Annotated in this window: 9 protein-coding genes and 1 pseudogene; 8 read left to right on the top strand and 2 right to left on the bottom strand. The window is 56.2% G+C overall.

Features of this window, described 5'->3' with window-relative positions:
* Positions 1-83 precede the first annotated feature (83 nt).
* Positions 84-1,406 carry a glycosyl hydrolase family 28 protein gene (locus QA645_RS39060; protein ID WP_283046344.1) on the top strand — a complete coding sequence of 441 codons (1,323 nt, stop codon included), beginning with the start codon at positions 84-86 and terminating at the stop codon, positions 1,404-1,406.
* A 219-nt stretch (positions 1,407-1,625) separates the two neighbouring features.
* Here QA645_RS39060 and QA645_RS39055 read toward each other — a convergent pair whose 3' ends face one another.
* The gene (locus tag QA645_RS39055; RefSeq protein WP_283046343.1) at positions 1,626-2,594 is read right to left on the bottom strand and encodes a pectinesterase family protein; all 969 of its coding nucleotides are present in this window, start codon (positions 2,592-2,594) and stop codon (positions 1,626-1,628) included.
* Positions 2,595-3,233: 639 nt separating this feature from the next.
* On the opposite strand from QA645_RS39055, the gene QA645_RS39050 reads away from it, so the two are divergent.
* From QA645_RS39050 to QA645_RS39035, 4 genes and pseudogenes are all read left to right on the top strand, one after another.
* The gene (locus QA645_RS39050; protein WP_283046342.1) at positions 3,234-4,547 is read left to right on the top strand and encodes an LLM class flavin-dependent oxidoreductase; all 1,314 of its coding nucleotides are present in this window, start codon (positions 3,234-3,236) and stop codon (positions 4,545-4,547) included.
* A gap of 85 nt (positions 4,548-4,632) precedes the next feature.
* Positions 4,633-4,783, top strand: a pseudogene (locus tag QA645_RS39045) (6-carboxytetrahydropterin synthase); the annotation flags it as partial.
* A 678-nt stretch (positions 4,784-5,461) separates the two neighbouring features.
* Positions 5,462-6,253 (top strand): SDR family oxidoreductase, encoded by a 792-nt coding sequence (locus QA645_RS39040; RefSeq protein WP_283053525.1) that lies wholly within the window; start codon positions 5,462-5,464, stop codon positions 6,251-6,253.
* Positions 6,254-6,475: 222 nt separating this feature from the next.
* Entirely contained in the window at positions 6,476-6,670 is a 195-nt protein-coding gene (locus QA645_RS39035) for a 4Fe-4S binding protein (RefSeq protein WP_061846412.1), read from the top strand.
* A gap of 643 nt (positions 6,671-7,313) precedes the next feature.
* On the opposite strand, the gene QA645_RS39030 is transcribed toward QA645_RS39035, so the two are convergent.
* Positions 7,314-7,784 carry a response regulator gene (locus QA645_RS39030; protein ID WP_283046341.1) on the bottom strand — a complete coding sequence of 157 codons (471 nt, stop codon included), beginning with the start codon at positions 7,782-7,784 and terminating at the stop codon, positions 7,314-7,316.
* A gap of 338 nt (positions 7,785-8,122) precedes the next feature.
* Here QA645_RS39030 and nifH point away from each other — a divergent pair, with 338 nt between their 5' ends.
* From nifH to nifK, 3 genes are all read left to right on the top strand, one after another.
* On the top strand, positions 8,123-9,013 hold the full coding sequence (gene nifH / locus QA645_RS39025; RefSeq protein ID WP_061850877.1) for a nitrogenase iron protein: 891 nt from the start codon (positions 8,123-8,125) through the stop codon (positions 9,011-9,013).
* A gap of 68 nt (positions 9,014-9,081) precedes the next feature.
* Entirely contained in the window at positions 9,082-10,584 is a 1,503-nt protein-coding gene (gene nifD / locus QA645_RS39020) for a nitrogenase molybdenum-iron protein alpha chain (protein WP_283046340.1), read from the top strand.
* 47 nt (positions 10,585-10,631) lie between these two features.
* The gene (gene nifK, locus QA645_RS39015) at positions 10,632-12,191 is read left to right on the top strand and encodes a nitrogenase molybdenum-iron protein subunit beta (protein WP_283053523.1); all 1,560 of its coding nucleotides are present in this window, start codon (positions 10,632-10,634) and stop codon (positions 12,189-12,191) included.
* Positions 12,192-12,208: the final 17 nt, after the last annotated feature.

Raw genomic sequence — 12,208 nt, 5'->3', positions numbered from 1 at the left:
ACTGCGCATCTCATGTCGATTGGAGACCACAGAAGGTTAAGTTGCTGAGGGACGCCGGTCAGCGACCAAGATGAGGCTGCGAGATGAGAGTTGGTGTGTTGGTCCGTTTGCACTATTGCGCCTTGCTGTCGATGATTGCTGTCGTGGGCCTTGCACAAGCCAGGGATCGCCGTAATGTCTCCGAGCCCGTCGCACCTAGCCGTATCTGTGCCCGGCTGGCGCCATCGAGCGAAAGCGTCACTGATAGGCTGCAAGATGCCATGGCCCACTGCCCCGCTGGATCGGCGGTTTATTTGGCGGGCGGTATCTTCCTCTCAGGCCCTCTCGAGATGAAATCCGGAGTGATGCTATGGATCGAGCATGACGCCACGCTTATCGCTCTCGCGCAGCCGAAGGCCTATGACAAAGGCTCGGGAAATTGTGGTCGCATCGGAGGCAAGGGCGACGGCTGCCGGCCATTCATTAGCTTCTTCAAAACACGGGGAGGCGGCATCTATGGCGATGGTATCATCGACGGCCAGGGCGGCGCGCTCATGGTCGGCGCCGGCGAGAGTTGGTGGCAACTGGCACGGCGCGCGCAAACCGAAGGTGGCAACCAGAACGCCCCGCGCCTCATCCAGGTCGACCGTGCCCAGGACATTACCTTCCATGGCATCACACTGCGCAATGCGCCCAATTTCCACGTGGCGATGAACCGGGTCGAAGGTGCGACGTTTTGGGGCGTCACAATCGATACACCGGCGGATGCTCGCAATACAGACGGCATCGATCCTGGCGCCAGCCAAGATGTGACAATTGCTCACTGTAAGATCCGTACTGGAGACGACAATGTGGCTATCAAAGCCGGAACCAATGGTCCCGTTCGCTATGTTTCCATTATCGACAACTACTTCGGCTGGGGGCACGGCATGTCGATCGGTAGTGAGATTAGCTCAGGTGTCAGCGACATACTGGTGCACGGCCTGACCCTGGACGGCACGACGTCCGGCCTGCGCATTAAGAGTGACGTCAGCCGGGGTGGACTAGTGGAGAGGGTCACCTATGAGAACGTATGCCTGCGGAACAACCGATGGCCTATTTATTTCGATACACGCTATGATCCCCAGGCGCACGGTGACGAAATTCCGGTATACCGACAGATCGCTCTGCGCCACGTGCGTGGCGGTGATGGTGCGCTGGTGATGCACGGACTCGATCTAGCCCATCCGCTTGAGATTGAGCTGGAGGATGTGCGATTTGCCGAAAGTGCGACTTGGCAGGTGGAAAATGCGAATGTGGTAGGTTCAGGCGTGTGGCCGCCTTTGCGGGATGGCCAAGGCCGAGTGTCGTCTAGCGTATGGGAAGGTTGTGCAAAGGCATTCTTCAAAACGCCCAGCAAACGCACGATCGGCAGCGTGCCCCAATAGAATCTATTGCATCGTGCTACGGAGGACGAACCAGAGGAGCTGGGTTCTCGCTTATATGGCCCCGATCACCTCACCGGTTATGATCGGCTGTTCCGAAAAGCTGACGAAGTGCGCGGGGGCAACCGTAATAAATAGTGGAGCGGTGCACAGGTGTGCGCGCGCGATCCAGAGCGGTGCACGTGCAGATAGACCAAATTCCGCGACCGCCTCATAGTTTCCCTATCTTGATGGAGGGTTCGGCAGCCAATTCGTGTCATCAGCAAAGAACGCTTTGAGCGACCATTGCTTCGCCTCCTGGTCGGTCAGCTGATGGGAATAAGCTTCTCGTCCTTTGGGATTGGCGCCGATACCGGTTGATTGGTATTCGGCATAGTAAGCGGTCTTCAGCCTGTTGGTCTTGGCGCGATCCCACTCGCTCCAGCCCTCGGCGATCACCGGCGCATTCATCCGGGTGGATAAAAAGATTACGGTAGCGTAAGAGCGCCAAGGTCGGCCAAGGGCGATGCCATGCGCGGCGCGATCGGCGGTCAGGGTGCAATGGTCGAAAACGTAGGCGCTGTCTTCGTCCGGCGCGTCTTTGCTTTGTGCTGTATAGACCACAGCCTGGTTGGCGATGCCGTGCAGCTCACAACGCTGGAAATAGGCCTTGGCGTTGCCAAATATGTAGTCGACATGTCCCTCAATGTAGCAGTCCGAAAAATATTGCCGTGTTGTTCGGCCGTTCGGCGCTTTGTTAGCGAATAGTGTATCCTGTGCGCCGAGCAGGCGGACGCGAGTGATAACGTCCTTGTCTCCGGTAACAGACAGCGCAACGGCCTGCGACGGCGGATTGGCCGGATCTAACGAATAGTCGTTTTGTATTGTGATATTGTCGAGCCGGAAGTCATCGCCTGATGCTTCCATGGTGGCGGAGTGAACGGTTCCGCCCACTTTGATGGCGCCGTCACCGTAGACGACCACCGTGTCCTGCGGCTTCTCGCCGCCGCCTCTGATGTGAACGCCAAGCTTGGCAACCTTGACCTTCTCGCGATAGATGCCCGGCGCGACCAAAATGTCTCCGCCTCGAGGGGGCAATGCGTCTACCGCCTCCTGGAGGGAGCGATACCCCATATGGCCGGATTGCGAAACCAAAAGTCTCTCAGCATGTGCCTCCGAGAGGTGGAAGCACCCGGCCAGAACGACGTACATCAAGAACAGTCGCACAATGCTCTCTCTTCGTTAGGCTAGCGTCAGGCTGTCTAATCTGGGCGCTGGACTCACCTGGATGCGCTGCTCATTCAAGCCTTGTGAACCTGCACCTTAGCGGCTTCCCTATTTTACTTTGAAACGCACCGTCGGCAATTCAGTCGTGAATGATGATCGACCGCGTCCGCGTCGGCCCGAGGGCGACATACAATATCATCAGACTTCGATGCTCGCATCGTCATGCTTATCTCCGTCAAAGAACTTCATGTCGGAAACACGACATTAGCGTGAAACTTCTTCGCCGGTCGACGCAAATCGTTGCCTTCTTTTCTTCAATTAGGGGCTTGTACGACATGGCACGCACATTGCTCGTAGACAGTAAGAGCCGTCACGACAATAGCCTTGCTACACTCGCTGGCGGGAGTTCAGACGCAAAAACTCGCCGTCCGGACGACGCCCTGCCAAGTCCAACTTCTCGTCAGCTTGAACAACGGCAGCAACGCTTCGTGGGGACGAGAATTGTGAAGTAGATCCGAACATTCGGTTACGTGGTGCCCCCTGTGGTGATCGACGGCGCGAGGGCAGTATCACATCTGAAAAATATCAACCGATTTACAACCGTTCCGCCACGGAGGGAAACAGATGAAGCTTGGAGTGTTCTATGAGCACCAATTGCCGCAACCTTGGGAAAACGGTGGCGAGGAACATTTGTTCGCAAATGCTTTGGAGCAGATCGAGCTCGCTGATCGGCTCGGATACGATTTCATCTGGCAAGTTGAGCATCACTTCCTGGAGGAATACTCCCACTCGTCCGCACCGGAAGTCTTTCTAGGTGCCGTTTCGCAGCGTACAAAGAATATCCGAATTGGCCACGGAATTTGTCTTTCCCCGCCGCACTACAATCATCCAGCGCGGGTAGCTGAGCGCCTCGCCACGCTTGATCTGATCTCCGGAGGACGCGTCGAGTGGGGGACTGGAGCATCTGCCTCGTTAATTGAGATGCATGGGTTTGGTATAGACCCCGACCAGAAGACTGCCATGTGGTACGAGGGCGTCGAGCAGACGGCCAACATGATGGCGATGCGGCCGTATCCTGGATACGACGGGCAATTCTTCAAAATGCCGCCCCGCAACATCGTCCCAAAGCCGATACAGAAGCCGCACCCACCGCTCTGGATGGCGTGTTCGCGGCGCGAGAGCATTTTGCGCGCCGCGCGTCACGGGGTAGGAGCGCCGGTTTTTGGGTTCGTCGAACCGTTCCAAGCGAAAATCTGGCGCGACGAATATTATGAGACGATAAGGTCCGACGAATGCGTGCCAATCGGTCATTCGGTGAACGCCAATATCGCAACACTCAACGGCATGATGGTTCACGAGAATGCCGAAGAAGCGATGCATCGTGGTATCGACGGCTTCAAGTTCTTCGGATATTCGATCGCGCATTACGCGATCTATGGCGAACATCGTCCTGGGCGCACGAATTTATGGCGGCGCTTCCAAGCGATCAAGGATGACGTGAAAGAGACGCCAGGCTCGGGAAGCATCGGCCGGCCCCAAGACGTTCGTGACCATCTCATGGGCTATGCCGACGTCGGTATCGACCAGATGATCTTTATCCAACAATGCGGACTGAATAAGCACGAACATATCTGCGAAGCGCTCGAGCTGTTTGCCAGCGAGGTAATGCCCGCACTTAAAGAACGGGAAGACGAGCGCGTTCGACAAAAAGAAGAGGAGCTGGCGCCCTACATCGAGGCGGCACTAGCCCGTAAGGCCTTGACGCCGGAGCTGAACGAGAAGGACATCCCAAACGTTGAAGCTATGGGTATCCTACTCGAGCGGCGCACAGGTAAGGACTATGCTACGGCGGGCGGTACGTTCGCGGATCCGACCCGCGGAGGCGCGATCCCGATGGTTTCGCGCGAAATATTTGCCAAGGCAGCAAAGGTCGAATGATGGAGCAGAACTTGCCTGGGGCCATGTTCGGTGACCGCCATATTCGCAACGGCTGAGGCTCCAAACTGCAAGCATCTGAGAAACGATGACGATACCACAGGCGTTCAGGTTCGAGGCAGCCCACTGCCTTCCCAATGTGCCGGCCACACATAGGTGCAGCCGCACGCACGGGCTCCTATCGACTCGGGGTGTGGCTTGATGGACACGTGGACCCGGTCACAAGAGTCGTCATCGATTGCTCTGACCCGGAGGAGTCCTTGGTCGAACTGGTGAATGCGCTTGATCATCGATATCTGACTGAAGTGAGGGACTAAATAATCCAACTGCCTCCGTTCACTAGGACTAGCCAGTCTCGTTGGAGAGCAAATGCCAAAAGGGAGATCATACAAATTGACGCTGCGTGCGATTCAAGCTTGCTGATAATTTTGTATCGGCGCTGTAGAGCCCATCTAAGGGCCTCAGTTTCGCCACGCTGCTCGCGTCAGTCAGGGCAGCATCATCACGGATGTACTGATGGTGCAGAGGCGGGACCCGGCGCATTTTATGACTGGCAAAAGTGCGCCGGGCGCCTCGGTTGACTCCGCGAGCGGCAATGGGAGTCCTGTCGATTGCACAAGACACAACGGCGTTGTCTAGGCAGCGCTTTGAGGTGGGAGCCTCAAGCCGCGCGCTATGAAATCTGGGCCGCGCCGGAAAACGTCTTGTCGGCCACTTCGTGAAGCACGCCGATGAAAGCATTGAGCTCCTGTTCGAAATCGACGCTGATGTCTCTTAGCTGACATTGGGCAGAGAGCACCCATCGCCATTTAACTGGCTGGCCCAATTGTTGCTAACGCCCACCAAAGATCATGCCTTAAGGAGCTCGCTTGTCTCTCGATAAACTGGATGCGCACAGTGTTGTTGGTCCGAGCTCTGTGCCTGGTCTGGCGCGCTGTCCGCTTCAAGAAGATAAGTCGCAGGGGCGACTTGGCCAAAGGAAGACGCTTGTATTGACGGGCGCCTCGCGCGGCATTGGTCACGCCACGGGCAAGTTGTTCTCCGAAGCTGGTTGGCAAATCATCTCCTGCTCCCGACAGCCCTTTGATAGCGGTCGATGCCCATGGGAATCGGGAATCAACAATCATGTGCAAGTGGAACTGAGCGATCACAGCGCGTTGCCGCACGCGATCGCCGAGATCAAGGAGCGGCTCGATGGAGAGCCGCTTCACGCCCTGATCAACAATGCCGCCATTTCTCCAAAGGCTCCAGGCGGTGGTAGGCTGAATTCTTTAACGACGTCCATCACCACATGGATGAGCGTGTTTCACGTGAATTTGGTCGCGCCGATTCTACTTGCTCAAGGCCTGTTCGAAGAATTGAAAATGGCATCCGGGTCGATCGTCAATGTCACCTCCATCGTAGGCACCCGTGTGCATCCTTTTGCGGGTACTGCCTATGCGACCTCTAAGGCGGCGCTCGCCTGCCTCACGCGCGAGATGGCACACGACTACGCGCCATTCGGAATTCGGGTCAACGCGATCGCACCGGGCGAGATCAAGACCGACATTTTGTCACCGGAAACTGAAGAAAAGTTGGCGCCGATTATACCGCTACACCGCGTTGGCACGCCCGAGGAGGTTGCGAAGGTCATTTTCTTCCTCTGCTCAAGCGCCGCGAGCTATGTCACAGGTGCGGAAGTGCCAATCAATGGGGGACAACACGTGTGATACTGCCGAAGTGGCTGATCGCGGAGTTGGTGCGCTAATTAAAGCGAGATGTCGGATGTGGCGGCGCAAGTTGATGTCGCGAATCGGCTAAGTGGCGAAGGTGACAAAAGGTTCCTAAACCAGACAGAACAGGTTGACTTCCAACGTGACTACTAAGGCACGCGTGTGGCACGAGGCTTGAAGGGAATTATCACCTTTCACCCTAGGAGGGAGTTGCAATCCATGGCCTATAAGATCGTCGCCTCGCAATGCTCGGTTTGTGGTGCATGTGAATTCGAGTGTCCGAACGGCGCGATCAGCCTAAAGGGCGATGTCTATGTGATCGATCCGAAAAAGTGCACAGAGTGCGACGGGCATTGCGATACGCCGCGATGCGCGGTGGTCTGTCCGATGGAGGGCACGTGTGTTCCCGCCTGACAATGCTGAGCGAAAAGCGTCGCCGATGCGTTCAATCGAACGATCGTTCTCACGCGCTCATCGAATCCGCGGAAATTGGGCGTCAGTGGCGTCATCGCCTGCGGGCAATATAGCGGGCATTGCCGGAAGCAGCCGAGGCGATGCATTGGTTAGCAAATAGAGTGGCGGCGTCTCAGAACGGTAGCGAGTAGGCGGTTTCGACGCCGAGCGAGCGCTATTCTGCGAGGCTGATGCAATACATTAAGGTCCTGAACGATTTATAGCGACCAAAGAAAACTCGCTTGGATGCTTTCAATGCCAGGGGGTATTGCCGCTCATTGATCATGATGGAGCCTATCGGTGCGTCTAATCCAGTGTTGGAGTTTCGGACATCCCATTACTACGTGCACCGAGATCGAAGGTCTCGGTCACCTCGCCTCCGCACCGAAATTGATATTCGGAAGGCCCACCAGAAAGTTGCTATTACTCACCGCGAGGTCGCCTGGAGATCTGCCCCGCTAAATCAGGGCCGAAGCGGTCTTTAAACCGGTGTGATATGCCGCGGACCTCAAGGCTGAAACGGCGTGAGTTTTACGCCAATTGCGAGGGCACCCGAGAGTATGTCGAGCTGAAACTACACCATCCGAAATTGCGCAAGGAACTCCTAACCGGACCTCGGAGGAATGAGAACGGGCGGCCGGTTGGGAAAGACTGGTGCGCCCAAAGCTATCCTGACGGCTCCGCGGACAGAATCGGTGGAGATTGGATTGCTGATGTACCCGTGTGCACCTCGTTCAAGCCCCGTCTGCACCAGAGGGTCGGATTTCCGCTCAGCTACGAGCAGGATCTTGGTACGCGCGAATACCCTCGCGACTTCTCCCAGGACTGCCTCTCCTCGGTCGTGCAGAATGGAAACGCCGACCAGGACTACGTCGGGGGTCTTAATTGGCGACCTCACGGCCTCATCCACGGAGGCAAAAGGATGTGTCTGGTAACGTTCACGCAGGATGTAATCGAGTGCGGAACGTACAACCTGCTCAGGCTCGATCAGGAAAATGGTTGGACGCTTGCTACTCGTATAAGCCTCGGTGTCGAACAGCATAATGGCCTCTTTGCATTGATCGATGCGCAGCAAGCAAGCACCATACCGTAGCTGTTCACCTGTGTGCGTACCAGAGCTGTCGTTTCCGGAAGGAAGTAAGCAAGGCGTTGCCTTGTTTCAGACAAACGCGTGCGACCGCTCATGTCGAGAAGTGCCGATGTCGGACTTGCGACAGCACCACCCTGTGCACCGGTATCTATCTACGCTCGCATAGTGATTTGTTTTGAGCGAGCGCTGGCACGCTCGTTGCAAAAGTCGCTCTGCAGGGGCGCGGTTGTCTGCCTTTGTAGCTCATCGAGCTGCGAATGCTGCGAGCCGAGTGATGGATTGCGACGCAGACGCAGATCGTCAATCGATTGATGGAGAACAACATGGCTTCGCTGAGACAAATCGCGTTTTACGGCAAGGGTGGTATCGGCAAATCCACGACGTCACAGAATACGCTGGCAGCTCTTGCCGAGATGGGCCACAAAATATTGATCGTCGGCTGTGATCCGAAGGCCGACTCGACCCGCCTGATCCTGCATGCCAAGGCACAGGACACGATCTTGAGTCTCGCGGCGAGCGCGGGCAGCGTCGAGGACCTCGAGATCGAGGATGTCTTGAAAGTGGGTTACAAGGATATTCGGTGCGTTGAATCCGGTGGTCCGGAACCGGGCGTAGGCTGCGCTGGCCGGGGCGTCATTACATCGATCAACTTCTTGGAAGAGAACGGCGCCTACGAGGACATTGATTACGTATCTTATGACGTGCTCGGAGACGTCGTCTGCGGCGGCTTTGCGATGCCGATACGCGAGAACAAGGCGCAAGAGATCTACATCGTCATGTCCGGCGAGATGATGGCGATGTACGCCGCCAATAACATCTCTAAAGGCATTCTGAAGTATGCCAATTCCGGCGGCGTACGGCTGGGCGGCTTGGTTTGCAACGAGCGGCAGACGGACAAGGAGCTGGAGCTGGCGGAGGCGCTCGCCAAGAAGCTCGGCACCCAGCTGATCTACTTTGTCCCCCGGGACAACGTCGTCCAGCACGCAGAGCTACGCCGAATGACGGTGCTGGAATATGCGCCGGAGTCCAAGCAGGCGGAACACTATCGCAATCTCGCGACTAAAATTCACAATAACGGCGGCAAGGGCATCATCCCGACGCCGATCAGCATGGATGAACTTGAGGACATGCTGATGGAGCACGGTATCATGAAGCCGATCGACGAAAACCAGGTCGGCAAGACCGCTTCCGAGCTCGCCGCTGTTTCGGCCTGAACTGATACCTCACATTCAGCACAAAAAAGTGTCGGCCCGAAAACGCTGAGAGCAATAAGGACATTTGCATGAGTCTGGCATCCACCCAGAGTGTCGCAGAGATCAAGGCCCGCAACAAGGAATTGATCAACGAAGTCTTGAAAGTCTACCCCGAGAAGACAGCCAAACGGCGTGCCAAGCACCTTAGCGTGCACGAGGCTGGCAAGTCTGATTGCGGTGTTAAGTCGAATCTTAAATCGATCCCTGGTGTAATGACCATTCGAGGCTGCGCCTACGCCGGCTCAAAGGGCGTCGTATGGGGTCCGATCAAGGACATGATCCACATTAGTCACGGCCCTGTCGGTTGTGGCCAATATTCCTGGGGGTCGCGACGCAACTATTATGTCGGCACCACCGGAATCGATGCTTTCGGGACCATGCAGTTCACTTCCGACTTCCAGGAGAAAGACATCGTCTTCGGCGGCGATAAAAAGCTCGCCCAAGTGATCGACGAGATCCAAGGCCTGTTTCCGCTCAACCACGGAATCACCATCCAGTCGGAATGTCCGGTCGGTCTCATAGGCGACGACATAGAAGCAGTGTCGAGGGCAAAGTCGAAGGAATATGATGGCAAGACAATCGTGCCGGTGCGCTGCGAAGGGTTTCGCGGTGTATCGCAGTCCCTTGGCCATCACATCGCCAACGACGCTGTACGCGACTGGATTTTCGACAAGCTTACCCCGGAAACCGAACGGCGGTTCGAATCCACGCCATATGACGTTGCCATCATCGGTGACTACAACATCGGTGGCGACGCCTGGTCATCTCGCATCCTGCTGGAGGAGATGGGCCTGCGCGTGATTGCGCAGTGGTCTGGCGATGGCAGCCTCGCTGAGCTTGAGGCGACGCCGAAAGCTAAGCTGAATATCCTGCACTGCTATCGCTCAATGAATTACATCTCGCGCCATATGGAGGAAAAGTTCGGGATTCCATGGTGCGAGTATAACTTCTTCGGCCCGTCGAAGATCGCGGAGTCGCTGCGTAAGATCGCGAGCTTCTTCGACGACAAGATTAGGGAGGGGGCCGAGCGCGTCATAGCTAAATACCAGCCGTTGGTGGATGCCGTCATCGCCAAGTACCGACCGCGTCTAGAAGGCAAGTCCGTGATGCTCTTTGTGGGCGGCTTGCGCCCTCGGCACGTAATTGGCGCCTATGAAGACCTCGGTATGGAGGTTATCGGGACCGGCTACGAGTTCGGTCACAACGACGATTATCAGCGTACGGCCCAGCATTACGTCAAGGATGGGACATTAATTTACGACGACGTCACGGGATACGAGTTCGAGCGCTTCGTCGAGAAGATCCAGCCCGATCTCGTTGGTTCTGGCATTAAGGAGAAATACGTCTTCCAGAAGATGGGCGTGCCTTTCCGGCAAATGCACTCCTGGGATTATTCGGGCCCCTATCACGGCTATGATGGGTTCGCAATCTTTGCTCGCGACATGGATATGGCAATCAATTCGCCGATCTGGAAGAAGACCAGGCCGCCGTGGAAGGAGGCCCCGCGGCCGAGCCTAATGGCGGCGGAATAAGGCGGCCGGGCCAGACGATCGAACACGAATCCAACAAGGATGCCATGATGACTCAGAATGCCGAAAACGTGCTCGATCATCTCGAGCTGTTTCGAGGTCCGGAATACCAGCAAATGCTGGCGAATAAACGCGCGCTCTTCGAGAATGCGCATGATCCTGCGGAGGTCGAACGTATCCGCGAATGGGCTAAGACACCCGAATATCGCGAGAAGAACTTCGCGCGCGAAGAACTGACCATCAATCCGGCCAAGGCCTGCCAGCCGTTGGGCGCCGTGTTTGCGTCGGTCGGTTTCGAGGGTACGTTGCCTTTCGTGCACGGCTCACAGGGCTGCGTCGCCTACTATCGAAGTCACCTATCTCGGCACTTCAAGGAGCCGACCTCCTGTGTTTCCTCGTCGATGACCGAAGATGCAGCTGTATTCGGCGGTCTCAACAATATGGTCGACGGGCTCGCCAACAGCTACAATATGTACAAACCGAAGATGATCGCGGTTTCGACCACCTGCATGGCGGAAGTCATCGGCGATGATCTCAACGCCTTCATTAAGACGTCGAAGGAAAAAGGCTCGGTGCCGGCCGAATTCGATGTTCCCTTCGCGCACACGCCCGCCTTCGTCGGCAGCCATGTCACGGGCTATGACAACGCTTTAAAAGGCATCCTCGAGCATTTCTGGGACGGTAAGGCCGGTTCTGAGCCCAAGCTCGAGCGCAAACCGAACGAAAGGATCAACTTCATTGGCGGCTTCGACGGCTATACCGTAGGCAATATCCGCGAGATAAAGCGCATTTTCGAAGTGATGGGCGTCGATTACACAATTCTCGCCGATAATAGTGACGTGTTCGACACGCCGACGGAGGGTGAGTTTCGTATGTATGATGGAGGGACCACGCTGGCGGACGCCGCAAATGCCATCCACGCCAAAGCAACCATCTCAATGCAGCAGTATTGTACAGAGAAAACGCTGTCGTTCATCGAGAGCCATGGCCAAAAGGCCGTTTCGTTTAATCATCCGGTCGGCGTGAGCGCGACCGACGACTTCCTGATGACTCTGTCACACATTACGGGCAAAGCAATCCCGAAGATTCTAGAACAGGAGCGCGGCCGTCTCGTCGACGCCATGGCGGACTCCAGTGCACATATTCACGGTAAGAGGTTCGCAATCTATGGCGATCCCGACCTTTGCTATGGCTTAGCGGCCTTCCTGCTCGAGCTCGGCGCCGAACCGACCCACGTCTTGTCAACCAACGGGAACAAGGCCTGGGAAGAAAAGATGCAGGCGTTGTTTGCCAGTTCGCAGTACGCCAAGGACTGCCATGTCTATCCGGGCAAAGACCTTTGGCACATGCGTTCGCTGCTGTTTACCGAACCGGTCGATCTTCTGATCGGCAACACCTACGGCAAGTACCTGGAGCGCGATACCGGTACGCCGCTGATTCGCATCGGCTTCCCCGTGTTCGACCGGCACCACCACCACCGCTACCCAGTATGGGGCTATCAGGGCGGCCTGAATGTGCTGGTGAAGATACTCGATAAGATATTTGAGGAGATCGACAAGAAGAGCAACGTGGTGGGTAAAACCGACTACAGCTTTGACATTATACGTTGATGCGAGCGTGTCTCCAC

The organism is Bradyrhizobium sp. CIAT3101, from assembly GCF_029714945.1.
Taxonomy (GTDB): domain Bacteria; phylum Pseudomonadota; class Alphaproteobacteria; order Rhizobiales; family Xanthobacteraceae; genus Bradyrhizobium.
The sequence above is the reverse complement of the archived record's forward strand: the minus strand, read 5'-3'. Positions and strand labels throughout refer to the sequence as shown.